The organism is Spirosoma lacussanchae (assembly GCF_005870035.1).
In the GTDB taxonomy this organism is placed as follows: Bacteria; Bacteroidota; Bacteroidia; order Cytophagales; family Spirosomataceae; genus Spirosoma; species Spirosoma lacussanchae.
Map to the genome: position 1 here is coordinate 531,849 of NZ_SWJG01000002.1, position 26,314 is coordinate 558,162.

Annotated in this window: 23 protein-coding genes; 9 read left to right on the plus strand and 14 right to left on the minus strand. The window is 51.8% G+C overall.

The genetic code is table 11. The features are described from left to right. Positions 1-5 precede the first annotated feature (5 nt). The 6 genes from FBR45_RS12600 to FBR45_RS12625 form a co-directional block, all read right to left on the minus strand. On the minus strand, positions 6-1,217 hold the full coding sequence (locus tag FBR45_RS12600) for an alanine dehydrogenase (RefSeq protein WP_138502819.1): 1,212 nt from the start codon (positions 1,215-1,217) through the stop codon (positions 6-8). Between the two features lie 82 nt (positions 1,218-1,299). Beyond that, the gene (gene tsaE, locus FBR45_RS12605; protein ID WP_138502821.1) at positions 1,300-1,722 is read right to left on the minus strand and encodes a tRNA (adenosine(37)-N6)-threonylcarbamoyltransferase complex ATPase subunit type 1 TsaE; all 423 of its coding nucleotides are present in this window, start codon (positions 1,720-1,722) and stop codon (positions 1,300-1,302) included. 39 nt (positions 1,723-1,761) lie between these two features. Beyond that, positions 1,762-3,054: a Gfo/Idh/MocA family protein gene (locus FBR45_RS12610; protein WP_138502823.1), complete on the minus strand. Its 1,293-nt coding sequence runs from the start codon at positions 3,052-3,054 to the stop codon at positions 1,762-1,764. 233 nt (positions 3,055-3,287) lie between these two features. Next, the gene (locus FBR45_RS12615; RefSeq protein WP_138502825.1) at positions 3,288-4,868 is read right to left on the minus strand and encodes a RagB/SusD family nutrient uptake outer membrane protein; all 1,581 of its coding nucleotides are present in this window, start codon (positions 4,866-4,868) and stop codon (positions 3,288-3,290) included. Positions 4,869-4,955: 87 nt separating this feature from the next. Continuing rightward, the gene (locus FBR45_RS12620; protein WP_246082231.1) at positions 4,956-8,078 is read right to left on the minus strand and encodes a SusC/RagA family TonB-linked outer membrane protein; all 3,123 of its coding nucleotides are present in this window, start codon (positions 8,076-8,078) and stop codon (positions 4,956-4,958) included. Between the two features lie 252 nt (positions 8,079-8,330). Next, positions 8,331-10,103, minus strand: a complete 1,773-nt coding sequence (locus FBR45_RS12625; protein WP_138502829.1) for a phospho-sugar mutase — start codon at positions 10,101-10,103, stop codon at positions 8,331-8,333. 185 nt (positions 10,104-10,288) lie between these two features. Between FBR45_RS12625 and FBR45_RS12630 the strand changes: the two genes are divergently transcribed. From FBR45_RS12630 to FBR45_RS12640, 3 genes are all read left to right on the plus strand, one after another. Continuing rightward, positions 10,289-11,125 carry a DUF2975 domain-containing protein gene (locus FBR45_RS12630; RefSeq protein WP_138502831.1) on the plus strand — a complete coding sequence of 279 codons (837 nt, stop codon included), beginning with the start codon at positions 10,289-10,291 and terminating at the stop codon, positions 11,123-11,125. Between the two features lie 7 nt (positions 11,126-11,132). Next, complete coding sequence (locus FBR45_RS12635) at positions 11,133-11,360, plus strand: helix-turn-helix domain-containing protein (RefSeq protein WP_138502833.1); 228 nt, start codon at positions 11,133-11,135, stop codon at positions 11,358-11,360. 201 nt (positions 11,361-11,561) lie between these two features. After that, positions 11,562-13,901 (plus strand): TonB-dependent receptor, encoded by a 2,340-nt coding sequence (locus FBR45_RS12640; RefSeq protein WP_246082219.1) that lies wholly within the window; start codon positions 11,562-11,564, stop codon positions 13,899-13,901. A gap of 57 nt (positions 13,902-13,958) precedes the next feature. Here the strand turns inward: FBR45_RS12640 and FBR45_RS12645 are convergent, their stop codons facing one another. The 4 genes from FBR45_RS12645 to FBR45_RS12660 all read right to left on the minus strand — a co-directional run bounded on the left by FBR45_RS12645 (position 13,959) and on the right by FBR45_RS12660 (position 18,219). Then, positions 13,959-15,605, minus strand: a complete 1,647-nt coding sequence (locus FBR45_RS12645; protein WP_138502837.1) for a D-alanine--D-alanine ligase family protein — start codon at positions 15,603-15,605, stop codon at positions 13,959-13,961. A 144-nt stretch (positions 15,606-15,749) separates the two neighbouring features. Beyond that, on the minus strand, positions 15,750-16,016 hold the full coding sequence (locus FBR45_RS12650) for a NifU family protein (protein WP_138503105.1): 267 nt from the start codon (positions 16,014-16,016) through the stop codon (positions 15,750-15,752). A 41-nt stretch (positions 16,017-16,057) separates the two neighbouring features. Next, positions 16,058-17,161 carry an Mrp/NBP35 family ATP-binding protein gene (locus FBR45_RS12655; protein ID WP_138502839.1) on the minus strand — a complete coding sequence of 368 codons (1,104 nt, stop codon included), beginning with the start codon at positions 17,159-17,161 and terminating at the stop codon, positions 16,058-16,060. 35 nt (positions 17,162-17,196) lie between these two features. Further along, entirely contained in the window at positions 17,197-18,219 is a 1,023-nt protein-coding gene (locus tag FBR45_RS12660) for a GSCFA domain-containing protein (protein ID WP_138502841.1), read from the minus strand. 291 nt (positions 18,220-18,510) lie between these two features. Here FBR45_RS12660 and FBR45_RS12665 point away from each other — a divergent pair, with 291 nt between their 5' ends. After that, positions 18,511-18,888, plus strand: coding sequence for a hypothetical protein (locus FBR45_RS12665; RefSeq protein WP_138502843.1), 378 nt, complete (start codon positions 18,511-18,513; stop codon positions 18,886-18,888). A gap of 51 nt (positions 18,889-18,939) precedes the next feature. Here the strand turns inward: FBR45_RS12665 and rplI are convergent, their stop codons facing one another. The 4 genes from rplI to FBR45_RS12685 form a co-directional block, all read right to left on the minus strand. Beyond that, positions 18,940-19,383 (minus strand): 50S ribosomal protein L9, encoded by a 444-nt coding sequence (gene rplI, locus FBR45_RS12670; protein WP_077921937.1) that lies wholly within the window; start codon positions 19,381-19,383, stop codon positions 18,940-18,942. An 81-nt stretch (positions 19,384-19,464) separates the two neighbouring features. Further along, on the minus strand, positions 19,465-19,716 hold the full coding sequence (gene rpsR / locus FBR45_RS12675) for a 30S ribosomal protein S18 (RefSeq protein ID WP_012925715.1): 252 nt from the start codon (positions 19,714-19,716) through the stop codon (positions 19,465-19,467). Positions 19,717-19,718: 2 nt separating this feature from the next. Then, the gene (gene rpsF, locus FBR45_RS12680) at positions 19,719-20,090 is read right to left on the minus strand and encodes a 30S ribosomal protein S6 (protein WP_077921936.1); all 372 of its coding nucleotides are present in this window, start codon (positions 20,088-20,090) and stop codon (positions 19,719-19,721) included. Between the two features lie 146 nt (positions 20,091-20,236). After that, positions 20,237-21,178, minus strand: coding sequence for a hypothetical protein (locus FBR45_RS12685; RefSeq protein ID WP_138503107.1), 942 nt, complete (start codon positions 21,176-21,178; stop codon positions 20,237-20,239). Positions 21,179-21,356: 178 nt separating this feature from the next. Here FBR45_RS12685 and FBR45_RS12690 point away from each other — a divergent pair, with 178 nt between their 5' ends. From FBR45_RS12690 to FBR45_RS12710, 5 genes are all read left to right on the plus strand, one after another. Next, positions 21,357-22,013: a YggS family pyridoxal phosphate-dependent enzyme gene (locus FBR45_RS12690; RefSeq protein WP_138502845.1), complete on the plus strand. Its 657-nt coding sequence runs from the start codon at positions 21,357-21,359 to the stop codon at positions 22,011-22,013. Between the two features lie 71 nt (positions 22,014-22,084). Further along, positions 22,085-22,462 carry a DUF423 domain-containing protein gene (locus tag FBR45_RS12695; protein ID WP_129605899.1) on the plus strand — a complete coding sequence of 126 codons (378 nt, stop codon included), beginning with the start codon at positions 22,085-22,087 and terminating at the stop codon, positions 22,460-22,462. A 102-nt stretch (positions 22,463-22,564) separates the two neighbouring features. Then, on the plus strand, positions 22,565-24,160 hold the full coding sequence (locus tag FBR45_RS12700) for a peptide chain release factor 3 (protein ID WP_129605897.1): 1,596 nt from the start codon (positions 22,565-22,567) through the stop codon (positions 24,158-24,160). 327 nt (positions 24,161-24,487) lie between these two features. Further along, a complete protein-coding gene (locus FBR45_RS12705) occupies positions 24,488-25,249 on the plus strand; it encodes an HpcH/HpaI aldolase family protein (RefSeq protein ID WP_138502847.1) in 762 nt (253 codons plus the stop codon). Further along, positions 25,246-25,815: a GNAT family N-acetyltransferase gene (locus FBR45_RS12710; RefSeq protein ID WP_171044882.1), complete on the plus strand. Its 570-nt coding sequence runs from the start codon at positions 25,246-25,248 to the stop codon at positions 25,813-25,815. The genes FBR45_RS12705 and FBR45_RS12710 overlap by 4 nt, the downstream gene beginning before the upstream one ends. The last annotated feature ends 499 nt before the right edge of the window (positions 25,816-26,314 follow it).

A 26,314-nucleotide genomic window follows, 5' to 3' on the forward strand; every position in this document is an offset into this window, starting at 1 on the left:
TCGACCTAGAACCGGGCCGCCAGCAACAATTGCAGATCTTTGAAGCGCATGTTGAACTTGCGGGCAATGTAGAGGTTGGTAAGCGTGCCTTTATGAGCATAAACACCTTTCATGAACCAGCGGTTCGTATACATCATCTGTTCGATGCCGCCGGTGGTTCCAGTCTCCAGCAGGAAGGGTAAGAAGATGTTACTCAGTGCCATACTGGCTGTATAGGCAACCCGGGCCGCAATGTTGGGTACGCAATAATGAATGACGCCCATATGCTTGAAGGTCGGCTGCTTATGGGTTGTCATGCGGGAGGTTTCAAAGTTGCCCCCCTGGTCGATGGATACGTCAATAATAACCGAGTCCGGTTTCATCCGACCGATCATCTCTTCGGTAACCACCACCGGACTGAGTCCGTCTTCGGCCCGCATGGCGCCAATGACCACATCGGCCCGCTGAATAGCCTCGGCCATTGTGTCAGAGTCGATGATGGACGTATAGACATGCTGACCAACCGAATATTTGAGCCGCTGAAGTTTGTAGAGATGTTTGTCGAATACTTTGATATCGGCCCCCATACCCAGGGCGGCCCGAACGGCGTATTCGGTAACGGTACCCGCGCCCAGCATAACCACTTTGGTCGGCGGAACGCCTGTTATACCGCCCAGGATAATGCCCCGGCCATTATCGGCATTGCTTAGGTATTCGCCCGCGATGAGCATCACGGCACTGCCCGCTATTTCGCTCATCGACCGGATCACCGGCATATTACCGGCCTTGTCCTGAATGAACTCGTACCCGATGGCGGTGATGCTCTTTTCGTTGATTTTTTCGAAGTAGCCGCGTTCGTGAGCCGGCAGGTTGAGTGCCGAAATAACCGTGCTCCCTGATCGGACATGGTCAAATTCGCTGTAAACGAGCGGTTCAATCTTCAAGATCAGGTTGGCTTCGTATACCTCCTGGGCCGACTGGGCAATCTGCGCGCCTGCTTCGCTATATTCGGTGTCGGAGAACTTGGCTTTTTCACCGGCTCCCCGCTCAACGATAACATTGTGGCCGTTACGCACCAGAATGGCCACGGCTTCGGGCGTCAGCGCAATCCGGTTTTCCTGAAGCGACACTTCCTTGGGCAGACCGATCAGCAGGCTGTTTCTGCTGGTCTTCAGGGCCAGCGGAGCTTCTTTGGGATATAGGGCCGTTTGTTTGGCCAGTTCTTCGAATCCAGTCACCTTTTTTTAGTTTTCAGTAGTCAGGCATTGATCGATAGCGGCTATCCTCAGAAACGAACAACTCTCTATCAACAGCTGAGTACTAGTAAACCGACTGCGTTTCAACCGTCCGGCGACCGTCTAAGTCGGCCGAAATATGGACCTTGTAATAGGTTGCGGGCCAGAGCGATGGAATCTGTTCTGGCCACTCGACGAAGCAGTAGCTGCCCGAATCGAAGTATTCTTCAATACCAATATCCAATGCTTCGGCTTCGTTCCGGAGCCGGTAACAATCGAAATGGTAAATGGAATGGCCTTCGTGGGTTGTGTATTCGTTTACAATGGCAAACGTCGGACTCTGGACCATGCTAACGACGCCCAGGGCTCGGCACAAGGCCTTGATGAGTGTCGTTTTTCCCGCGCCCATCTCACCCTCAAACAGCCAGACCGACTGGGTTCGCCCTTCGGCAAGCAGCTGGTGGGCAACGGCGTCAAGTTCGTCGAGTCGATGGAAATGCGTTATCATGGTCGCGTCCTGCTTATCGGCCCGCAAAGATACGGAATTTTAGACGGACCACTCTTTTCGCATGGGTCTACTGAGAAGTTGGTTAGCTTCCGGGTCGTTTTGAAAGGTTTCTTTGTCAGGATTCCAGCGTAAGGGACGCTTGAGCCGGTAGGCAATGTTGCCGATTGTGCAGACCGAGGCTGTACGATGACCCACTTCTACGTCGCAAATGGGGGCTTTGCGGGTTTTGATGGCGTCGAGAAAATCTTTGTAGTGGTTTTCGCTGAAGTAAACGTGGCGATCCGACTCGGCTATTACTTTATCTTTCAGGCCGGCCGGCGTTGTTATCAACTCGCCACGGCTAACTTTCACTTCGCCTTCGGTACCGATGAAGTGACAATACTGCCTGCCCTCAACCGGTTGGTGATTCATAATAACCCCATTGGCGTACTGATAGACCAGTCCTTTACCACTACCGTCGGTAGGGGGGGTAAGCTGCTCAGGCCCTGAATTGTCCATGCCAAGACCCCATTGCGCAATATCGAACATATGAGCACCCCAATCGGTCATGCCGCCCCCGCCAAACTCATCAATGTCGCGCCATTTTCCCCAGAACTTATCATTGGGCGTCGGTAGCAGCACGCCGTTGTATGGACGGGTTACTGTATTTGGGCCAAGCCAGGCATCCCAGTTCACGCCAGCTGGAAGTGGCTGTGCTTCCAGGTCCCATGGCCGCGGTGGGCCGCCAACGTTAATGTTTACGGTTTTGACGTCGCCGATGAATCCACCCCGGACCAGTTCGACGGCCTGCCGGAACTCGGGCCATGATCGCTGCATACTTCCGGTCTGGAATATGCGTTTATGCCGACGCGTAGCCTTGACCATATCACGGCCTTCTTTTACTGTCAGCGAGAGTGGTTTTTCGCAATAGATGTCTTTACCGGCCCGGGTTGACTGAATCGCGATGACGCTATGCCAATGATCGGGTGTGGCAATGACAACCGCATCAATGCTTTTATTGTCAAGCAGTTTTCGATAATCGTCGTATCGCTCGCAACCCTGGTAGGCGGCTTTATCTGCCTGCGCTGCATAGTGCGTATTAACCGCGTCGGCAAAGGGGCCTACTTTGCTGGCATCAACGTCGCAGGCGGCAATAACGCGACCGCCGTTTTTCAGGAACTGACCGCGCAAGCCGTTGCTTTGTCGGCCCAGCCCAATAAACCCGATGGTAATCTGGTCGCTGGGTGCTACAAATCCGCGGCCAAGTACATGGCGCGGAACAATATAGAAAGCTGCCAGTCCGGTGGCCTGCTTCAGGAACGTCCGGCGGTTGGCGGTTGACAGAGTTTTCATCAGACCAGGATTTAGGTATATACATGCAAAAGTGGGCAAACCATAGGCTTTACTTACCAGCAGATAATTCTCTGAACGCGACGTTTTCAGCCTATTGATACAAGAAACGCCCCACCAGCCAATAGCCGATGGGGCGTTTAAAATTGAGTAATTGGGAATTAGGTGTTGATTGATAGTAGCCTTACAACAGCCCAGCCAATTACCTGGTTACTCTATTACCGCTAAACCAGTACTTAATTCGGATAACCTGGATTTTGTGGTTTCAGATTTGGGTTGTTCAGCATTTCCTGGCGGGGCAAGGGCAACAGCAGGTGTTTTTCCTCTAATGCCTTATTGGTGCTCAGATTGATGTGGCCCACAAAGTTATCGAAGCCTTTTGTGGTTTCGTTGAACACCTTCCGCAGCCGTACCATGTCAAACCAGGTAATCTGTTCGTAGCAGAACTCGTACCAGCGCTCCCGCCAGACAGCTTCCCGGAAACTAGCCTGCGTGAACGTAGCGGGTGTGGTCAGTTGCGCCCGGTCGCGGATGCGCTTCAAGGCGTCGATGGTGGCCTGCGTAGGGCCACCGACTTCGTTCTGTGCTTCGGCAAAAATCAGCAGCGTTTCGGCGTAGCGGATGAGGGGCACATTGAGGTTGTTTTGGCGCGTGCCAGGCACGCCCTGTGTACCATTGGAGGTGCGGTTAAAGTGCTTGAACACGTAAGGACGACCTAACTCGAACCGAGCACCGGTACCGTTGGTGAAGTAGGTCGTGTAAAAATACCCTTCCTGATCTTTGGTCCGACGGTCGCCCGTTTCGTAGGAATTGTAGAACGACAGTGTTGGAATCGAACTACCCGTACCGGTGGGACCGTTGAAGTTGATCGGCTTGAAGTTGCCGTAGAAGTTGTCCATCGGATTGTTTGCCCCTGGCAAGCCGTTCGATCCTGTTACGAGCGTGTTGCATTGGAGCATAAACAGGTGCTCCAGGCGGTTCTCGGTGCTTTCGCGGTGTACATCTTCGTAGCTCGTGAACAGATTAATCGCCGATGGATTGGCATTAGCGTAGGTGATTACTTCCAGTGCTTTGTCGGCCGCTAGTTTGTAGTGCGATGCGCCTTTGTTCAGGGGGAAGCCAGCCATCGTCAGATATACTTTGGCTAACTGCGTTTTGACGGCAGCCAGATTAACCCGACCGCTTACGTCCGTCCAGGCCAGGCCAGCGGCTTCGGCAGCCAGCAAGTCTTCGACAATCAGATTATACACGCTTTCTTTCGGAGCACGTTCGGGCCGAAAATTCTCGGATGTAGCCGTTTGCGGAGTGGTGATGAGGGGTACATCGCCCCACAACCGCACGATCATGAAGTACGCCCAGGCCCGCAGGAACCGCGCTTCGCCCAGAATTTTCTTTTTCTGCGCTTCGTCCATTGGTGTGATAGCCGGTACCCGGTCGAGCACTAAGTTCGCGTTGGCAATAAGCCGGTACGCTCCGTTCCACCAGTTGTTAACGTGGGCCGTGTTGCCGTCGTGGGCTAAACTGTACAGGTTGTTAAGATCAGAGTTCTGAGCGGTCTCCGTTGTAGACGTGCCCGTCATGGCTTCCAGCAACTGCCAGTTGGTTGAAAAAATACCGGCATCACCGCCAAAGAATCGCGTATCGGCGTAGACTGCCGCCAACCCGGCTTCAGCGTGATCGGGAATCTGGAAGAAATTGTCGGCGGTTAGGTTAGAGGGTGGTTGTTCTTCCAGGAAGTCAGAACAGCCAACCGGACCGAGCAGAATGGTGCCGCACAACAGCACCTTACCTAGGTTTTTTAGTAATGTATTACGCATGGTAATTGTTGAAATTTTAGTGGTTTGTCTGGTACAGGTCGCTACTTATTTCGCAAGAGACCACGACCACCAGACGCTTTTTTACGTTTACAAGCCGATTTGTAGACCTACCATGTAAGTAGTTGGTTTCGGATAGTTGTGCCAGATCATACCCTGCGAGAAGGCACTGTTACCGGTCCCCTGGTTGGTGGGCGTCACTTCAGGATCGCCGATGATGGGGTCCTCCACCAGCAGGAAGAAGTTTTGCACCGTGCCGTAGAACCGCAGCCGGCTGATCTTTAGTCGGTTCGTTACTTGAGCTGGCAGCGTGTAGCCAAGCAGTATGTTCCGACCCCGCAGGAACGAACCGTTCTTGATCCAGTGACTATCTACGTTTGTAACGTAGCCTGCACGGGTTTCCCGAATTTCGGCAATAGGCGTGTTCTGGTTCTGTGGTGTCCAGGCGTTCAGTACGGATGTGTAACTGTTGGCCAGTGCCTGACGGTCTTCGCTGGCGTGTAGGTTCATCAGCATAACGTCGTTACCATACATAAACTGCAGCTCAAGTGTGGCGTCGAAGTTTTTGAACCGGAAGTTGTTGTTCAGTGCACCCCAGCCTTTCGGGCTACCATTGCCGATGATGCTCCGGTCAGCGTCCGTAATGGCGTAGTCGCCGTTTACGTCCAGGTACTTGATGTCGCCGGGTAAGATGGTCAGGTTATTGCGGTAGCTTCTGAACTTACTGGCTTCTTCGCGTTCGGCTTCGCTCCAGGTGCCCAGGCGGGTCAGACCCCAGAAAGCCCCCACCGGCTCACCCACGCGGATGACGTTGGTCGGGTTGGTGAAATTCGGACCACCCACGTTGAAGATATCCGACGGCGTAGCCAGCGACAAGACCTTGTTGCGGTTGAACGAAATGTTGAAGTTGGTATTCCAGGTAAAATCGCCCCGGCTGATGTTGACCGTATTCAAGCCTAACTCAACGCCCTGGTTTTGCATGGATCCTACATTCTGACGGATGGTTGCATAACCGCTGGTGCGCGGAACCGGTGCATCAAGCAGCATGTCGGTTGTTTTCCGGTAGTAGAAGTCAGCTTCTAAACTGATCCGGCCTTTAAACAGGCCCAGTTCCACGCCTGCGTCGTACTGGGCGGTTTTTTCCCAGCGCAAATCAGGATTGGCCAGACGGTTGACGCCCGTTCCGGAGTACCGGGTGTCGCCATAAATGGTTGCGTAGGTCGAGCTTAGCGTAGCCAGCGACTGGTAGTTCGGAATTTCGGCGTTACCGGTCAGTCCGTAACTGGTTCGCACCTTCAGGTTCGAGATGATCGGGTTGGTTTTCAGGAAAGGTTCTTCCGACACGCGCCAGGCCAAAGCCGCCGACGGGAAAAAAGCAAACTTGTTGTTTACACCGAAGCGCGACGACCCGTCGGCCCGTCCGGTCAGGGTAAACAGGTATTTCTCTTTATACCCGTAGTTAAGCCGTCCGAAGTATGAGTTGAAGGCGAACCGTGATGCATCTGACTCAACACGGGGGTTTATGGCACCCGCACCTAAGTTGTTGTAACCGAAGTAATCGGTAGAGAAGCCGTTCACCAAAGCCGCGACTCTGAAAAACCGGTTTTCCTGCCACTCGATACCCAACAGGCCCTGGAAGGAATGATCCTGGCCGAACTGACGGTTGTAATTCAGGGTGTTTGATAACGACCAGAACGTTTCTTTTTGGTTACGAGCTTCCCCGGTTCCGCTGCCGCCAATGTTCAGCGTCCGGCTTTCTGAGTTGTTCTGCTCCTGCGTAACAATATTAATACCCAGAACCGATCGGAATTCCAATCCTTTGGCCAGGGCGACATTTGCGTACAAACTACCCTGCGAGGTCTGCGTGTTCAGAATGTACCGGCGGCCCATCAGGCGGGCGTACGAACTAAACGAACCCTCAGCTCTCGGATAATCGCGGTTACTGGCGTACGCCCCATTGTCGGGGTAAGTAACGGGCAGAAACGGAAAATCTTCCACGATTTGCCGCGCAACGGCGTCGTTTTGGTCCACAATGTTTTCGGACTGGTTGTTATAGGCCAGCGTACCGCCTACTTTCAGCCATTTCTTGATTTGATCGTCTATGGTGAAACGACCCGAGTAACGTTTTAGGTACGACGTTTTGATCAGACCCTGGTCGTCGCGGAAGCCCAGCGATAGCGAGTATTGAGTACGTTCGCTGCCGCCACTGAAGTTTAGCTGGTGGTTTTGCGACAGTTTATTCTGCGTGGTTTCTTTAAACCAGTCCGTGTCGTAAAGCGGGTTCAGATTGGCGTCGAAAACACCCGGGTGGGCCGCACTAAACGTCCGCCGACGAGCAACTGGATCCAGGTCCGTATATCGGCCGGCGGCCCACCCAGCAGGGTCATACTTGGCAATGTTGGCGTAAGCTAAGTCTTCCGTAGCCAGATATTCACGGGCGTTCAGTACGCGAGGCCGGTTAGGACCAATCGTGTTGACACTGAACTGGGCGTCGTAGGTTACGGTGCCTTCACCAGCTTTGCCTTTTTTGGTGGTCACCAGAATGACACCGTTCGCACCCCGCGCGCCGTAAATGGCCGTCGATGAGGCATCTTTTAAAACTTCAACCGACACGATGTCGTTTGGGTTGATATAGTCGATGGCGTTGCTGAACTGGTTCTGGGTACCCTGTGGCAGAATGACGCCGTCGATCACGTAGAGTGGGTTGTTCGAGGTGTTAATCGAGCTGAAACCCCGAATCCGGACCGTAGTGCGCCCACCCGGCCGTCCTGAGTTGTTGTTGACCTGTACACCCGGCAACCGGCCCTGGAGAGCCTGGTTAAGCGAAGGAGCAGGCCGCTCCTGAAGCTGTGCCTGTTTAACAGTAGCGACCGAACCGGTTAAGTCAGATTTGCGAGTCGTACCATAACCGATTACGACAATCTCGTCCAGCGTTTTATTGTCGGCCTGCAGCGAGATGTTGATAGTTGACTGATTATTAACCACCACTTCTTTCGATTGGTAACCAACAAACGAGAAAACAAGGGTGGCATTGGCATTATTGACTGCTAGGCTGTATGCACCGTTGGCATCGGTGGTAGTACCCTGCTGGCTGCCTTTCACCACGACGCTTACGCCGGGCAGGCCTGTTCCGGTTTCATCGTTAACCCGGCCTGTGACCCGCCGATCCTGGGCCATTACACCGACGCACAGTAGCCAGCCCAGCAGCAACATGGGCAAAGCACGATGCGATTTTTGTAGAGTGTTTTTCATAAGAAATAGTAGTAGGTAAGAAAAATGTAAATAAAAAAATAGATTTATACTATCAGAGAAAGAGAGTAAGTGCACATTTCTAATTAACCCTTTTTAATTTATTTTAAAAATAACATAGCCCCGAAAAAGCCTGACTGTCTTGCAGTCTGCTCTTCCGGGGCTACCTAGGTATTACTTAGTAACTAACCTGCTGATTGCCAGCAAAACTACTTGCTACTTCAGATTCAGATCGTCAATGACGCGCTGTACTTTAGCTTTTAGCTGAGCATAGGTATCGTCAAAGGCTTCTTTACTTTCGAGTGGTTCGTTAACAGAAACGTAAAACTTGATTTTAGGCTCCGTACCACTAGGCCGTGCCGATACCTTAGTGCCATCGGCGGTAAAGAACTGAAGCACGTTCGAGGATTCAATACCCATTTTACCCGCTTCGATGGATGTCGACTGCCCCTGGGCGTCGGTTTGGGTGAGGGCCTTGTAGTCGTCGATCCGAACAACCGGCGATCCGGCAATCTCTTTGGGCGGATTAGCCCGGAAACCAGCCATCATTTCCTGAATTTCTTCAGCGCCACTCTTTCCCTTCTTGGTGATAGAAACGAGGGCTTCGTAGAAAAACCCGTTCTCCTGATACATGGCCATCAGCATATCGAACAGGCTCTGCCCACGATCTTTCGCATACGCTGTCAGTTCGGCAATCATGGCGCAACTAGCCACCGCATCTTTGTCCCGAACAAAATCGCCGATCAGGTAGCCATAGCTTTCTTCACCGCCACCAATAAACTGTTCCTTGCCTTCCAGTTCGCGGATGACTTCGGCGATGTATTTGAAGCCGGTAAGAGTGTTGTAGCAGTTCACTCCGTAGCGTTCGCACATCCTGTCAATCAGATCGGTTGTAACGATCGTCTTGGCAACGAACTCTTTACCCGTCAGCTTGCCGGCATCGCGCCAGGCATTCAGCAGGTAGTAGATGATCAGGCTGGCCATCTGGTTGCCGTTCAGCAGCTCAAACTCGCCATGGTGATTGCGCGCCCCGGCCCCAACCCGGTCAGCGTCGGGGTCGGTTGCAATCACCAGATCCGCATTGATGGCCAGGGCCATATCCAGAGCCAGTTGCATAGCGGCCCGCTCTTCGGGGTTTGGCGACTTTACCGTCGGGAAATTACCGTCTGGCGTTGCCTGTTCGTTAACGATATGCACGTTGGTAAAACCCAGAGCCTCCAGCGCCCGCGGAACCAGCGTGATTCCTGTACCGTGAATAGGCGTAAAGACAATGTTCAGGTCGGCCTGCCGCTTAATCACATCCGGGTTAACCGCATTCGACTTTACCCGCTCAATGTAGGGCGCATCGATTTCTTCGTCGATCAGCTGGATGCGTTCCGGAACCCCGTCAAACTTAATATCATCGACTGAGGTGATCTTGTTAACTTCGGCAATGATCGCTTTATCATGGGGGGCTACCACCTGAGCACCGTCGTTCCAGTAAACCTTATAGCCGTTATATTCGGGTGGATTGTGGGAGGCCGTAACGACAATGCCACTCTGGCAACCCAACTGCCGGATGGCAAAGGAGAGTTCAGGGGTAGGGCGCAGGGCGCTGAAGAGATAGACCTTGATGCCATTGGCCGAAAAAATATCGGCTACCAGCCGGGCAAACTCCGGACTCATCCGACGGCTGTCGTGAGCGATGGCGACACTGAGGTCCTGGCCGGGAAAAGCGGCCGCTTCGGCGTACCGATTGATATAGTTGCAAAGCCCCTGCGTAGCTGCCCCTACGGTGTATCGGTTCATGCGGTTTGACCCCACACCTAGTACGCCCCGTAAACCACCCGTACCAAATTCCAGATCCCGGTAGAACGAATCGGTAAGTTCATTGAAGTTACCCGCATCGAGCAGGTGCTGAATTGCTTCTTTGGTGTCGGCATCGTAATTGCCGCCGAGCCATTGCTCTACACGCTGCTGAGTAGCTGAATCAAGGGTTTGTGCTGTCATATTGAAGGTTGATCGTAAGAGTCAATTATTTGTGGCCAAAATTACGATTACACCGCTACCCCGCAAATCCGATAGGTAGGTTACGCTAAGGATTTCATTAACTATTGTGTTTTATGATAAATATTTATTGATTTGGAATAAATATTTATTGATCATTGTCTGTCAGTTTAATCTGTTTCGCTCTGATGAAAGCAAGTCGATTAATCAGGTTCCTGCAACGGTTTCTTACAATTCTGTTTTATGGGGAGTTGCTGTTTCTGTTTGTGTTGACACCGGTAGGAATTGTTTTGTTCATTCGGTCAACCCATCCAACCTCGTCTGGTGTCAGGGTGCAGAAGCTGGGGGAGCCGGAGGCTGGTCAGGGCCAGCCGTTACCTAAAACGCAGTTACCTCTGCCAGAACAGCAGCGGAGCGATGAGGAACCGAATAGCTGGATGTCTTCTTATCTAGAGATAAATGCTACGGTTAACCCGGACTGGCCGCATGCCCACTTTACAAAATGGGCTACCTTTCTAAAAACGCCTTTGCCTGTCAGAGTAGATAGTACATCGGCCGTTTATATCTCGAAAGCGCCTTCAGCCTCCTCCATGCATTACCTGGAATACAGGTGGAGGAACTGGGCTGACTTCACGACATTACCGTTGCCGGTAATCCTGCTGACTATTGTGTATCCGTTGCTTACGATTGTCCTGGCTGTGGTCATTACGTACATGGGTAAACGTCTGTTCGATGGCCTTACGCAGAGAGGGTATTTTGAGCCGCAGCAGGTTAGCCGGTTAACCACCATCGGGTGGTTGTTCATGGGGTATGGCCTGTCTGAGTTCACTATCCACGTGCTTAAGTTCTGGTATGTGCGTACTACCCTTCTCGACTATGGATTAGTCATGAGCCCGACGGTACGCCTTGTCTGGGGCTGGCCGGCCGGGAGTGCAACCTTATTCATAGGAGCCGTGATACTTACACTAGCTCATGTTTTTACCTATGGTCTTCAGCTCAGGCAGGAACATGAATTAACCATCTGACAGCAATATGCCTATAATCGTTAACGTCGATGTTATGATGGCCCGACGCAAAATGTCGCTGACCGAGCTGGCCGGCCGGGTCGGTATTACCCTGGCTAACTTGTCTATTCTAAAAACGGGCAAAGCAAAAGCCATACGATTTGAAACGCTGGAAGCGCTTTGCAAGGCGCTTGACTGTCAACCCGGCGACCTGCTTGAATATGTAGAGACTGAGCTTGAACTGGCTCATAGGTAATGACTTAATAAATTTATTCAATAGAATAGACATTCTAGAAAATGCTATAGCCAAGTCTGTTTTTTGTTTTCTAGTTGTTTGGATGAATTCTAAATAAGTACCACCTTTGTGCTGTAAAGAATTGATCTAAATAAAAATTACATGAGCTTGTACGTTTTACCTGCCTCTTTTTTAACCCTCGTTTTAACGGTTGTACTCAGTTTGCAACTTGTTCTGGCAGAAGATGGGCCTCCTGTTCCGGCGGGATCGGTGCGTGGTCGTATATACACCAGCGATCGGAAGCCTGCTCCTTTTGTCAGTATCTCGGTGAAAGGAACCAACAAGGGGACTGTATCTACCGAAGAAGGTAATTTCATCCTGCGTCATCTGCCGGCGGGCGAGTACACCTTGGTTGCTACGTTTGTTGGACTTCAGCCCCAGGAGCAATCCGTGACAGTAACGGCTGGTCAGTCGGCCGACATTCAGTTTGCGCTGGCCGAAACGGCCAGCCAGTTGAACGAAGTGCAGGTAAAGGGTTTTAAAAGTGACAATCAGAAGCCCGTCAGCGTTGGCAAAGTGGCCATCCGTCCGCTCGACCTGCCTCAGGCGGTGGCGGTGGTAGAACGCGAGGTACTCGAACGCCAGCAGACGCTGCGCCTGAGCGATGTGCTGATGAACACCAACGGCGTTTATGTGATGGGTACGGCCGGGGGGACTCAGGAAGAACTGGCAGGCCGCGGGTTTGCGTTCAACAGCAGTAACACTTTCAAGAACGGCGCGCGCTTCAATAATGCAGCCATGCCGGAGATCAGCGCCCTGGAGCGGGTAGAAGTCCTGAAAGGCAGCGGTGCCATTCTGTTCGGGAACGTAGCGGCTGGCGGTATTATCAATCTGGTTACCAAAAAGCCTCAGTTTCAGTCGGGCGGTTCAGCCTCGGTGCGTGTAGGCAGCTTTGGCTTTGTGAAGCCTATCGTTGACGTATACGGCGGTATCGGAAAAGGTGAGCGGGTCGCGTATCGGCTCAACACCACCTATGAACAGGGTAACAGTTTCCGGGACGAGGTGAAGAGTAAGCGGTTCTACGTAAATCCGTCATTACTCATCAACCTGGCTCCCAGGACGAGTTTGTTGCTTGAAGGTGACTATCTGTATGATGACCGCACCGCCGACTTCGGTACGGGCGCAGTTAACTACACGATTGCCGACATCCCACGAAACCGGTTCCTGGGCGTGCGCTGGGGCTACAACCGGATTGAGCAGCGGAGTGCTACAGCTACCCTGACGCACCAGATTAGCCAGAATTGGCAGGTTCGGGCACTGGCCTCCGGGCAGCGATACAACAGTGAACAGTTTGCCAGCCAGCGCCCTAATGGCGGTCAGTTTATTCGTACGGATGGCCGCTGGATACGGGGCCTGCAACGATCACAAGTAGCCGAAACCTACTGGATTGGTCAAATCGATCTTACCGGCCAGGTCACTACTGGTGCCATTAAACACACCGTACTTCTTGGTGCTGATGCCGACCAGTATCGGACTAACACCACCGCTTTCAATCCGCTGGCCGTTTATGACACCATCAATATCTACAACCTGAACCAGTACCGCCAGCGTACGGACATCCCTACGCTGACCCTTCGTAGCCTGACGCAGGCCCCCATCAATCGGGTTGGCGTATATGCACAGGATCTGATTGCCTTCTCTACTAAAATTAAGCTGCTGGCTGGTCTCCGCTACAGCTATCAGCAGACCGGCAGCCAGGTGCTGACGTATGCCGACAACAAAACGACCGCCGTTACCACCTTCGACGGAGCCATTACACCACGTCTTGGACTCGTGTATCAACCTATCCCGACCACGTCGCTGTTTGTCAGTTATGCCAATTCGTTCAACACTAACACGGGAGTTGACGTAGCTGGTAATGCGCTTCCGCCGTCATTCATCGATCAGTACGAAGCCGGTATGAAAAACGATCTGCTGAATGGATTCCTGTCAGCCAACGTAACTGTTTATCAGATCAAGAATAGTAATCTGGCGCAAACCAGCCTGGCCAACGGAAATACCAACAGCACCATCAGAGAACTGGCCGGTGAGGTAACGAGCCGGGGTGTTGAAGTTGATCTTAAAACTAAACAGATGGGTGGTTTTTCCCTGCTGGGCGGCTACAGCTACAACCAGACCAAATACACCGCCAGTAATATCTACATTGTTGGCAGCCTGCTCCGGTATAACCCCAACCACACCGCCAACGCCAGTGTCTATTACACCGTCCAGCGGGCGGGCTGGGCCAAAGGGCTGAACGCCGGATTTACCGCCTTTTATATGGGTGAGCGCGTGGCCGGTCGGTCAACCCGTCTGACGGTGAATAACGACACCTATCGTTTGATTCCGGTAGCCGCCTATACGCAGCTCGACGCATCGGTTGGCTATTCGCTGACGCAGTTCTCGATTCGGGCTAAGTTGTCTAACCTGCTCAACGTGCTGAGTTACCAGATTCACGATGACAACAGTGTGAATCCGATTGCTCCCCGTATGTTCTCGACTACGCTGTCGTACCGCTGGTAATAACGCCGGTCGGGCAGGCGAACAGATGCATTCGCCTGCCCGACCGTATAAATAGGCTTATATGTACCGGGAAGTGATATGAGCCGTACGTTCGGTTGTTTCGATCAGCAACGGATGGCGGGGTTCGTTCAGGGCCGCTTCCAGTTCCGCAATCGTCTCCCTGAATAAGCAATAGACCGGGACCTCGTGGCTCTCGGTTTTATTTTTGATGTATTGCAGTACTGGCCGCACCGTACCACTGGCTGCCAGTTCATGATACTGCTGCTTGGCGTTGGCAAACGACTCGTCACTTTCGCCAAATGAAATAACCCGCTCGGGTAGTGGGTTTGTTTTCCGGTCGGCCAGCTGGGCGTCTAGGTTTGCCAGGAGGCTTTTGAGCCGGTAGGTGTCCTTACCCGTCCGAATGCGCTCGCGGAGCGACTGGCGAATCAGGTAGGTCAGCGAGTTAGCCAGGTTCAGCCCGATCTCCGCCATTTGTTTGAAGATCAGGGAGGTCGGCGACATGCCCGGAATGGTGTTGGGGTCGTGGAGCAGCACCCGGTTGTCGGGCGTCAGGAACCCGTCGATGCGCGAGTAGACGTTGATGCCCAGCTTGGTAAAGACTTCGGCAACGGCGAGCTGGATCTTACGATTGTTTTCGAGACTCGTACCGACCGGAATCCGCTTTTTGGCTACGTTGGTTTTGTATTTGGTTTCGAAGTCGAAGGCTTCCGCGTTGTAAATCTCGGTAGGGGGCAGGGCAATGGCCATCTGATCATCGTCCTGGATAACGCCACAGGAGAACTCCTGTCCACGGATAAACTCCTCGAAGAGAACTTCGTCTTCGGCATTGACCGAAGCCAGTCGGGTAGGCTGTCCCTGCCGTTCGTCAAGCACTTCAATCAACTGGGCTGGGTGGGTAATGACCTGCCCCGTCTGCTCCACAACCACCGGAAAGCTGATACCTGCGTCGAGGCTGACCATGCGCTGCGCCAGCTCCCGCTTTTCATCGGCCGACAACTCACCCCAGGCGCTGAGCTTCGACCAGCCATCGGGCTGTACGGTCATGGTGAAAAAGCATTGTTCAACAGCCCGGCAGAACTGGGTCAGATCGGCTTCCCGTACAATGGCAACACCAATGCTGGAGCCCTGGTGGGGGGCTTTCACGACAATGGGCAAGCCCAGATGCTCGGTCAGGGACTGGAAAAACTGCGCTTTATCGGCCCGTTCGTAGGCATCCCGGCTGATGGTCGCCGTTTTTTTCTGTTGCCCATTGGCCAGCGCAATCAATTCATTCTGAAGAATTTTATTGATGCCTACCGCTGAGCCAACCAGACCAGGACCCGTATACGGCATTTTGTACCATTCGAGCAATCCCTGAATCGCTCCGTCTTCACAATCGGGGCCGTGCATGGCCAGGAATGCCAGATCGAAATGGATGTTGAACTGTTCTGGCCGTAGTTCGGGCAGCGTGGCCTCCAGGGCATCCGGACTGAGCGATTCGTCATAGACGGAAAACCCCGAACTGTCGGCAGGCAGCGTATCGCGCAGCGAAGGCGATTGTAAAAACTCGGGTTGAACCAGCCGAAAGCGGCCTCGACCATCGACAAATACGAGTACTGGCTCAAAAAGCCCTTTGTCCAGATTTGCCAGCGCGGTACGTCCACCAGCAAACGATACTTCGCGCTCCCGCGCCGGACCACCGAAGAAAATGCCTATTTTCACAGATTTGAGGGATATTGCTACCCACAAAGAAACAAAAAAGCCGCCTGTTTAAAACAAGCGGCTGATGTATTCCTAAAGACCGGTACCGTATAAGATCGGGCAGGTCCAGCAAGTACTGACCTGAATCTGGCTAAACCGGCTCAGTTAAAAAGCGGGGGTAATGTTGATGGCTTCTACTTTCGTGATTTCCGGCACGGCTCTCAGAATGGCTTCTTCCAGACCACCTTTGAACGTCATGGCCGACATTGGGCATGAACCACAGGCACCTATCAGTTCCAGACGCACCACTTTGTCGTCGGTAACCTCGAGGACTTTCACGTTGCCGCCGTCTGCAGCCAGATAAGGGCGCATGCTGTCCAGCGCACGTTCTATTTTCTCAATCAAATGGTCGTTGTTGACTGCCGTCTCCATGAAATTCTGCATTTACGGTAAAGTTACAGGGTGTCGGGGTTTTATGCAACTTCCACCCGCTTTGTTCGGTCGACCGTTGCGTTGCGGATGGCTACCTGTTGGGCCAGCGCTTCGGCCGTAGCCTGGAACGCTTCGGAGGCAATAGGTTCGCCAATACTGATGGCTGGCCTGCCCTCATCGCCGGCTTCGCGGATGCTTTGCACGAGCGGAATCTGCCCCAGCAACGGAACGCTGAACTGCTCGGCCAGCTGGCGACCCCCGCCTTTGCCAAAAATAAAGTACTGGTGGTCGGGTAATTCGGCCGGGGTGAAGAATGACATATTTTCGATAACCCCCAGAATCGGCACGTTGATTTGCGGCTGCTGAAACATGGCCAAGCCCTTTGTGGCATCGGCCAGCGCTACCTTCTGCGGGGTCGTAACGATGATTGCTCCGGTTACCGGAACGGTCTGTACGAGTGTCAGATGAATGTCGCCCGTTCCCGGCGGCAGGTCGATCAGCAGGTAATCGAGTTCACCCCAGTCTGCATCCGAAAAGAACTGCTGCAACGCCCGGCCGGCCATGGTACCGCGCCAGATAATAGCCTGTCCGGGCGCAACCAGAAAGCCCATCGATAACAGCTTGATACCAAACTGGCGGATCGGTTCCATGCGGGTTTGCCCGTCTACCTGGAAAATTCGCGGCTGCATCTCCTCGGCACCAAACATGGTCGGAATAGAAGGGCCGTAGATGTCCGCATCGATAATCCCTACTTTAGCCCCCGATTTATGCAGCGCAATCGCCAAATTAGCTGTTACCGTCGACTTGCCCACGCCCCCTTTGCCCGACGATACTGCAATGATGTTTTTAACGCCCGGTAAAGTGGGTGCGTTCATCCGCGTTGACGTCACGTCTGATGTCATATCAATCGTAACGGTTATGTCAGGACCTATGTGCGAATGGATGGCGTCTTCGCAGCGCTTGCGAATCACTTCTTTCAGCGGACAGGCCGGGGTGGTCAGCACAACGGTAAAGCGCACCGAGTCGATCCCGAGCGTTATTTCTTTAACCATTCCGAGCGATACGATATCCCGCTTCAGATCCGGTTCTTCAACAGTACTGAGCGCGCGTAGAACGGCTTCCTTATGTAATCGGTAGTCAGACATATTTTTCTGGAGGAGGGCGAACGGCAGGGCAGATACTAGGCAGATTGCTTCTCTCCCGGTTCCAAATCCTGGTTCTTCTGCCTTGTTAAACGGCTTTGTACTTCTGCCAGTTCCGTTGAAACATCAACATACCCGGACAGCTTTTCGAGCTTTTCCTGCAAGCGGATCAGAAACTGCTGATAAGCGGATGAATCCGTGCCATAAAGTGGGCGGTGCGCCAGGGAAGTTGAGACCGCTTTCCAGTCGGCAACGAAGGTGCGAAGTTCGTCATCGAAGGCGCTTGCGGCAAACTTTTCGAAAATATAGTCGTGAGCCTGGGAGTTAGGGTGAATCAGATCCGATTCGTAGAAGCGATAGTCGCGCAGATCGTCCAGCATAATCTCGTAAGCCGGGAAGTACTGAACCCAGTCGTGCCAGAGCGTCAGCTCGTGAGCAACTACCCGCAGGGTCGCCTTGCTTGCCGAATTTAAGGGAAGCGTGTCGCGCGTATGACGAACCGGACTAACCGTCAGAATGACCTTAAGGTGCGGGTTGACCCGGTGCAATCGCTTGAGCAGCCGTTTCATATCATCCAACATGTACTCGTACGAATACATATATTTTTGAAACAAAGCCCCGGGCATTTTGTGGCAACTGGCTACAACCTGACTGGTTTCGAGGTGTCGATAAACCAGGGCTGAACCAAGGGTTAGTAGCAGGTAGTCTGCCGTGCGAAGAAAAGCGCCCGTTTCGGCAAGTACGTTCTGTAAGGACGCTCGTAGTTCAGGCAGACTCCGGGCCCATAGCGAAGAATGAAAATCGTAGTGGAACCACACGCCATCCCGGTTAACATAGCGAGTGTCATCAGGAGTTTCGTCATCCAGTGCCAGGCTGACCAGCTTCACCAGCGATACCGGATTGAACAGCGTACCAAATGGATTATTGAGCACTGTCAGCTTATGATCGGCCAGTCGGCGTCCCATGACCTCGGCAAAACAGGAGCCCAGGGTTACAATCCGGCTGGTTAGGCCGATCGAATACGGAATTGGCTCCGGCGTTAATTCAGTGTGAAAATGCATACTAAATTAACAATAAACGGGGTTGATTAGGTCCGCGGAACAGGCTAATTATTAGGTGGTAAATGCCTCACCGTCAGGAAGGATACATTATGTGCGTAAACAAATTTTTGACATGATGTTACTTCACTTCAGGCACGTTCGTCAGGGAGAAAGAGCAGATGCCAATGCACAGCAGTGATGCCAGACCCGGTTGGATTGGTTAATGTTTATTGTGCAAACGAAGATAAAGTTTCTTTTTGGTTTACGATTTATATATTTGAGCAACTTAATTACTCCGCTTTTCCTGCCAGCATGTCACTCGATAAACGCGTCAAAGCCCTTAGTTTCGATTCTTTATACCAACTCATTGAACAGGCTCATGAAGAAATTGACCGTCGGCAGCGTTTCATAGACCAGCTTCCCAAGCTTCGGCTGCGGGACTTGACGCTGTCGGTTCGGGCCCGGGATATACTGTATCGAACGGTTGCCGAGAAAAATAAGCTGGCGTACTATCAGAATGCGGGTCAACTAACTTTATGTGAGACCCTGAAGCTACTAGTTCCCGACGACTGGCGGCATATTCGATTCAAAAACGGTAAAGCGTTTGACGAGATTCAGCAGGCTTTTCAAAACAGTAAGGCCCCGCTCGAACTGTATTACGGACTCATTGAGCAAACGAGCCTGAACTAAACAGAAAAGGCCCGACACATGCCGGGCCTTTTCTGGAGATTGTGTAGTTGCTTATTCAGCCGATACTACCTCAAATTTTACCGTGTGCTTCACCTCTTTGTGCAGGTCGAGAACGGCTTCGTACGATCCCAGGGTCTTCACATCGTCAACCGCAATCTTCTTACGATCGATGTCAAAGCCTTTCTCACGCAGCGCGTCAGCTACCTGGGTGTTGGTTACACGTCCGAAGATTTTGCCGCTTTCCCCTGCTTTGGCAGGAATGGTCAGCGTTAGGTCTCCAATGTTGTCGGCCAGTGACTGGGCGTCGTTCTTGATTTTCTCCGCTTTGTGAGCTGCCTGACGGATGTTTTCAGCAACGATCTTCTTGTTCGAGTCAGTTGCCATGATCGCATACCCCTGCGGAATCAGGTAGTTGCGGCCGTAGCCTGGCTTCACCGTTACGGTGTCATTTTTATAGCCCAGACCGGCGATGTCGGTTTTTAGGATGATGTCCATTTATGAAAAAAGTTTTCGGTTAACAGTTTATAAGTTTACGGAGTGCTGATAGGCAGGAAGCCGTAAACCGAAAACCGTAAACTATTTTAATGAATCGCCGACGTACGGCAGGATGGCTAGATGACGAGCACGCTTAACGGCCTGAGCAACTTTGCGCTGATTTTTCAGGCTGGTACCAGTTAACCGGCGGGGCAGAATTTTGCCCTGCTCGTTAAGCAGTTTCAGCAGGAAGTTGCCGTCTTTGTAGTCAATATATTTGATGCCGGCTTTCTTGAAGCGGTCGTACTTTTTGCGGTTCTCGGTTTTCGAGACTGATTCGTTTTGCAGGCTCATGATTACTTGCTCTCAGCGTTTTCGGTTTGTTTTTTCTTTCCCACCAGTCCATTCCGCTTGCGGTCGTTGTAGGCCACAGCGTGTTTGTCGAGCGAAACCGTCAGGTGACGGATGATGCGCTCATCGCGGAGATACTCGGTGTTGAGTTTCTCGATGATCGTGCCGGGTGCTTTGAACTCGAAAAGCTGATAGTAGCCCGTGTTCTTGTGCTGGATCGGATAGGCAAGCTTGCGCAGGCCCATATTCTCTTCGTGAACGAGCTCCGCCCCATTATCGGTCAGCACTTTGCGGAACTTGTCAACGGCGTCCTTCATCTGAATCTCAGATAAAACGGGAGTTAAAATGAACACCGTTTCGTAGTTATTAGGAAACATTGTACGTAATTGGTTTGAAATGAGGGCGCAAAGGTATGAAAAATCACCGAATCACGAAAGAGAACGGCCAGAAAATATCAGTATAAACGAAACGAGTGCGACCAGCCCCGCCAATCGCACTCGCTTATAACCTATCTGCTCAGGAATTACCGCACAGTGAACGAGCCTTCGCCAATGCGGAATCCTTCACAATAAATTTCGATCGTATGCTTGCCTTCGTTGAAACGCTGACCACCGCGCCCGTATACGAACGTGACCTGCTGGCGGGTGTTATCGAAGCTAAACCGTTGCATGGCCGTGTAGATGACGCCCTGGCCGTTGTAGGTAAACTCGCCCGACCCCGTTGCCATGTCGGCGATGACAGCTCCGGCCGGGTCGAGTATACGCATATACAGGTCTTTCTCATCCTGTTTGGCTAATCCGTTCGGAGCCAGCCGAACCACGACCTTTACCTTATCGATGCGCCGGGCCTTGAAGCTGTCGCCGTCGCGTTCCTTACCGCGGGTATTGATGGCACTGACGGTGACGTTCTCCGCGCGCAGGGCCGCAGCAATGGTTACTTTCTCGCTTAATTCCTGATTTTTTGATACCACAGCTGCCACCGAATCACTTAGCGTCTGGCGTTCGGCTTTCAGGCCCGAGTTTTCCTGAGCCAGGGTTTCGTTCTGTTGGGTGAGTACACCGTTTTCTTCTTTCAGCCGGGCAATTTCCTGATCCTTCTGGGCCAGAATGGCCTGGTAGTTCTTGATCTTCTGATCGTACTTACGGCTGTCGAATGAGTTGACATTACGTAGTTCTTTCTTGTCGACCTCCAGTTGTTCCTTTACTTTCAGGAGTGAGTCTACGCTGCCGCCCAATTGCTGAATTTCGGCAATCTTGGCGTCCAGTTGAGCCGAGATCGAATCGAGCTTAGTTTTGGTAACCAGCACCTCTTCGGTTTTGGCGGCAATGGTAGCGTCTTTCGTTTTGTTGTCCTGCCGTTCCTGGTACCAGAAGTAAAGTAATAAAACGTTGAGAGCTGCCAGAATTAAGAGGGCAGCAAGCAGAAAGCTACGGCTGTTATTCTTCGGTTGGGGTCGGGGTTCCATGGGTGTCATTCGTAAGCCGAGAGGTTAGGTTGATTCTTGACCAAAACAAACTGATTGGGTCACTTATTGTACGATTCGACGGTTCACGGCGAAAAACTACGCGTTTCTGCGTAGTTCTCAAACCTATCTTTGCACAATCTTAATAAACGGCTGTTATAAAACAGCCGGCCAGCTCCCTATGATTGCTGAAAATATTCGCCAGATAGAAACTGATTTACAGGGCCGCGCCCGCCTGATTGCGGTCACCAAAACTAAACCTGTCAGTATGTTAGCCGAGGCCTACGAGGCCGGGTGCCGCCTGTTTGGTGAAAACAGAGTGCAGGAAATGGCTGATAAACAACCCCAGCTTCCGGCCGATGTAGAGTGGCACCTGATCGGACACCTGCAAACCAATAAAGTAAAGTACATAGCTCCGTTCGTGACGCTGATTCATTCGATCGATAGCCTGAAGTTATTACAGGAAGTAAACAAACAGGCCGCCAGGTACAACCGGGTAATAGAGTGCCTGCTCCAGATCTATATTGCCGACGAAGAGACCAAGTTTGGCCTCCTGCCCGACGAAGCCGCCATTTTGCTGAATAGTCCGGAACTTGATGCGCTGCCAAACGTTCGCATCATAGGACTGATGGGGCTGGCGACCAACACGGACGACCAGGAACAGATTCGGAGGGAGTTCCGCGGCCTGAAAACGCTCTATGATAACCTGGCTACCCTACACCGACCCATGCTCGCGTTTCGCGAATTGTCGATGGGCATGAGCGGTGATTACAGAATTGCGGTCGAGGAAGGCAGCACCTTAGTTCGGGTCGGCAGTGCTATTTTTGGAAGCCGATAACCTCAGATGTCCACGTCTGTCTTTACCACTCGTTAAGCAAGCGCCGAATGTGGACATTCGGCTTCAATCCTATGAAATTCTTTATCTTATCCGGAGCCATACTGGGCTTACTGGGCGTTGCACTTGGCGCCTTTGGGGCTCACGCTCTGCGCGCAACACTGACCGCTTCGGGGCGGCTCGACACCTTCGAAACGGCCGTAAAGTACCAGTTTTACCACGCGCTGGCGCTGGTACTGGTAGGCCTGTTGATGCATGTTTTTGGTAGCAATCCGGCCACGGTCAAGTGGCTGGGCTGGGCCGGGAACTCATTTCTGGGCGGAACGCTAATTTTTTCGGGCTCGTTATATATACTGTGCGCAACCGGCATTACCTGGCTGGGGGCTATCACGCCCATTGGCGGGGTTTTGATGATTGCGGGCTGGGCGTTGCTGGCCTGGGCTTTCCTGTAATCGGATAACCGAATGCGTCGGAGACAACCTGCCCTCGGTTGAGGTCGCCCGGTACTCATTCCCCATTCTATTCTGTATCTTTGTAGTCTGATTCTGAGAATAATGCAAACTACTGTTCAGGCTGAAACCGCCCGTCGGCGGACGTTCGCCATCATAAGTCACCCGGATGCTGGCAAGACCACGCTGACTGAAAAGCTGCTGCTGTTTGGCGGAGCTATTCAGACGGCGGGGGCCGTTAAATCCAATAAAATCAAAAAGTCGGCTACGTCAGACTTCATGGAGATCGAAAAGCAGCGGGGTATCTCGGTTGCTACGTCGGTGATGACGTTTGAATACGACAATCTGAAAATAAATATTCTTGATACCCCTGGCCACAAAGATTTTGCCGAAGACACCTACCGGACCCTGACGGCGGTTGATAGCGTTATTCTGGTTATCGACTGCGTAAAAGGGGTAGAGGAGCAAACAGAACGGCTGATGGAAGTGTGCCGGATGCGCGACACACCGGTTATTATTTTCATCAATAAGCTGGATCGGGAAGGCCGTAATCCGTTCGATCTGCTCGACGAACTGGAAGAGAAGCTCAACATTCGGGTACGACCAATGACATGGCCTGTCAATATGGGGTCCGACTTTAAGGGGGTATATAGCCTAATCGAGAAAAAATTATATTTCTTTAAAGTCAATAAAACAAAGGTCGAGGACGATGTACTGCCCATCGAACTCGCCGACAGCCTACTGGATCAGAAGGTGGGCGATCGGGATGCCGCTCAACTGCGCGAAGATGTAGAGCTGATCGAAGGGGTATATGACTCGTTTGATCGGCAGGCTTATCTGGACGGTAAGCTGGCTCCCGTATTTTTTGGTTCGGCCGTTAATAATTTCGGGGTTAAAGAGCTGCTGGAAGGGTTCTGCCATATCTCTCCCGAACCCATTGCCCGGCCCACCGACAAACGCGAAGTGCTGCCGGACGAAAAGAATTTCAGCGGGTTCATTTTTAAAATCCACGCTAACCTCGATCCACGCCATCGTGATCGTATTGCTTTCCTGCGCATCTGCTCGGGCGTTTTTGAGCGGGGTAAGTTTTACCACCATACCCGGCTCGATAAGAACGTTCGCTTTGCCAGTCCGTTCAGCTTCATGGCAGATAGCAAGAGCGTAGTCGAAGAAGGGTTCCCCGGCGACGTGGTGGGCCTGTACGATACGGGAACGTTTAAAATCGGGGATACGCTGACCGAAGGTGAGGAGTTGCAATTTCAGGGTATTCCCAGCTTCTCACCCGAGATCTTCAAAGAACTGGTCAACCTGGACCCTATGAAGTCCAAGCAACTGGACAAAGGCATTCAGCAGTTGACCGACGAGGGCGTTGCGCAGCTGTTTAATCTGGAGTTGGGCAACCGTAAAATTGTAGGGACAGTCGGAGAACTCCAGTTTGAAGTTATTCAGTACCGTCTGGAGAACGAATACGGTGCTAAATGTCGCTGGGTGCCACTCAACTATACCAAAGCCTGCTGGATAACGGCTGAAAACTCCGCTAAGCTCAACGAGTTTATCCGGCTCAAAGGCAACCAGATTGCTTACGATAAAGATCAGAATCCTGTATTTCTAGCCGAGTCTGACTGGATGTTGCGGATGAATCAGCAAAATAACCCCGACATTCAGTTCCACCTGACGTCTGAGTTTAAAGTGACGGCGTAAAAAGTCATATATAATGTGTGGAAAAAAGGGCTGGTTGTTTTCTATCCGAAAATTATCAGCCCTTTTTTTGCACTGAGGCCGGTCGTTCTCCACAACCAGGGGCAGCTGTTTCTACCACCCTCCGGCGGGTTGATTGTCAGCCACTCTTACAAATACAGGAAGCCAGGAGGCTGTTAGCTTCGTTGGCTGTAGTCAAACTCCGGCGCTGTACTGACTAGCCAGCCCCGGACGATGGTGGATAGTTTAGCCATCAAAACTCCTTTACTTTGTCAGTTTACCTATATAGCCAGTCCTTCGGATCTGTCACCGGTCTCTTTTTCCTGCTTCATGAAGCCAAACATTGTTAAAACCCGACTCAAAAACAACCTGCCTGTCCTGGGCGTGCTGTCGAACACGACCGATCCAACCGTAGCAGAACTGTGTGGCTTTTCGGGTCTGGATTTCTATATGATCGACGGTGAGCACAGCCCCGTTACAACAGCCCAGGTTCAGGACATTGTGCGTGCCTGCGAAACGAGTGGTATTACGCCACTGGCCCGGGTGCGAAGCAATGACGCCAAGCTCATCGGGCAGTACCTGGATACTGGAGTGCAAGGAATCATGATGCCGGGGGTTCGCACCGTAGCGGAACTGGAAGCGCTCGTTAGGGCGGTAAAATTTCCACCGTTGGGTAATCGGGGAGTGGCTCCTGTTCGGGCGGCAGACTATCTGCTGGGGGATATGAACCAGGGAGAGTTCGTTCAGTTTTCGAATGAGCAGACCTTGGTTTTGCCGCAGATTGAAGACCGCGAAGCTATCAATAATCTTGATGAGCTGCTGGCTGTAGAAGGAGTAGACGGGTTCGTGATAGGCCCCCGTGATCTGGCGATGAGCATGGGGTATTACGATGGGCCCGGACATGACGAGGTTAAGCGCACGATTGGTAGCGTAGTTGATCGAATCCGGAAAGCGGGTTTAATTGTAGGTACCACGGCGGCTACCGGTGATCAGGCTAAAGCACTTGTTGACAGAGGGGTACTCTTTTGTCTGAACTCATTTGCCGGTCTGCTGAAGTCAGCTACCGGCGAATTTATGAAAGGACGTCAGTGAACCGCAGCAGGGAGTATACAGAAATCAGTGCGCCGATACGGGCCGATCAGGCTGCTGAGCTGTCGGCTTTATGCCTGACTATTTACCCGCAACACTACCAGCATTTATGGTACGATAACGGGGTCTGGTACCAGGAACATACCTATAATACAGATCAGCTTAGGAAAGAGATTGTTGAGCCTGGCGTTCTGTTTTATTATGCGTGCGTAGACGGAAAACCGGTTGGGTATATGAAGATGAAGCTCAACAACGATCTTGCTAATGAGCCAGGGGGATTACAGGTCGAACGACTCTATTTTTTAAACGAGTTTACCGGCTTAGGTCTTGGAACACGGCTCATGAATTATGCGCACGCAACCGCCCAACATTATGGCCGGAATTATACCTGGTTACACGTAATGGACAGCAACGTAAATGCTATCGCTTTTTACAAAAAACATGGCTACAAATCCGTCGGCGAAACTCACCTTACCTATAGCCAGATGAAGCCCCATTATCGGCGAATGCTTCAGATGAAGCGAGCGGTCACGGACGAATTAGGGACCATTAATCACCAATGTGTTTAGTATGCCAGTCGTAGCAGAAGGGTAAATTGGAATTACAGTAGAAAAATCATAACTATTTGCGAAAACGACCTGATCTGATTTTTTAATCAATACACAATACTTATAATTGACCACTGATAAATTTGCTCATAGAGATCGGCAAAACATATCGATTCTAGTCGCTAAATGGGGTTTGGAGCGGTTATGAGCAGAAATCTCGCCGTCAGCCTCACGCAAATTGGATGATTTTAAAGGTTACTTTATTCGAAAGATGAAAAAAAAGTAGCCAGATGAATTGACTTTTGTAATAACCCATTAACATTGCACCAAAATTCACCATTGGAGGGCTGTTTGAGGATGGTAAGCATACCCATCCGGCATACAACCACAAACCCAATCGGGTTACAATCGGACGGGAGCAGCGTTGTCAAAGGCACGGTATCTTTACAGGGATGCCGAAATTTTGAAAACATTTTACTTGGGAAACTAGTCAAGAAGAATTGTCAGGTTAACCGATAGG

Coding starts and splice junctions, on each gene's coding strand:
- FBR45_RS12690 (WP_138502845.1), top strand. CDS start 21,357: ATGATTGCTGAAAATATTCGCCAGATAGAAACTGATTTACAGGGCCGC.
- FBR45_RS12635 (WP_138502833.1), top strand. CDS start 11,133: ATGCCTATAATCGTTAACGTCGATGTTATGATGGCCCGACGCAAAATG.
- tsaE (WP_138502821.1), bottom strand. CDS start 1,722: ATGATAACGCATTTCCATCGACTCGACGAACTTGACGCCGTTGCCCAC.
- rpsF (WP_077921936.1), bottom strand. CDS start 20,090: ATGTTTCCTAATAACTACGAAACGGTGTTCATTTTAACTCCCGTTTTA.
- rpsR (WP_012925715.1), bottom strand. CDS start 19,716: ATGAGCCTGCAAAACGAATCAGTCTCGAAAACCGAGAACCGCAAAAAG.
- FBR45_RS12650 (WP_138503105.1), bottom strand. CDS start 16,016: ATGGAGACGGCAGTCAACAACGACCATTTGATTGAGAAAATAGAACGT.
- rplI (WP_077921937.1), bottom strand. CDS start 19,383: ATGGACATCATCCTAAAAACCGACATCGCCGGTCTGGGCTATAAAAAT.
- FBR45_RS12705 (WP_138502847.1), top strand. CDS start 24,488: ATGAAGCCAAACATTGTTAAAACCCGACTCAAAAACAACCTGCCTGTC.
- FBR45_RS12630 (WP_138502831.1), top strand. CDS start 10,289: ATGAAAGCAAGTCGATTAATCAGGTTCCTGCAACGGTTTCTTACAATT.
- FBR45_RS12700 (WP_129605897.1), top strand. CDS start 22,565: ATGCAAACTACTGTTCAGGCTGAAACCGCCCGTCGGCGGACGTTCGCC.
- FBR45_RS12665 (WP_138502843.1), top strand. CDS start 18,511: ATGTCACTCGATAAACGCGTCAAAGCCCTTAGTTTCGATTCTTTATAC.
- FBR45_RS12620 (WP_246082231.1), bottom strand. CDS start 8,078: ATGTTGCTGCTGGGCTGGCTACTGTGCGTCGGTGTAATGGCCCAGGAT.
- FBR45_RS12655 (WP_138502839.1), bottom strand. CDS start 17,161: ATGTCTGACTACCGATTACATAAGGAAGCCGTTCTACGCGCGCTCAGT.
- FBR45_RS12660 (WP_138502841.1), bottom strand. CDS start 18,219: ATGCATTTTCACACTGAATTAACGCCGGAGCCAATTCCGTATTCGATC.
- FBR45_RS12625 (WP_138502829.1), bottom strand. CDS start 10,103: ATGACAGCACAAACCCTTGATTCAGCTACTCAGCAGCGTGTAGAGCAA.
- FBR45_RS12685 (WP_138503107.1), bottom strand. CDS start 21,178: ATGGAACCCCGACCCCAACCGAAGAATAACAGCCGTAGCTTTCTGCTT.
- FBR45_RS12610 (WP_138502823.1), bottom strand. CDS start 3,054: ATGAAAACTCTGTCAACCGCCAACCGCCGGACGTTCCTGAAGCAGGCC.
- FBR45_RS12695 (WP_129605899.1), top strand. CDS start 22,085: ATGAAATTCTTTATCTTATCCGGAGCCATACTGGGCTTACTGGGCGTT.
- FBR45_RS12615 (WP_138502825.1), bottom strand. CDS start 4,868: ATGCGTAATACATTACTAAAAAACCTAGGTAAGGTGCTGTTGTGCGGC.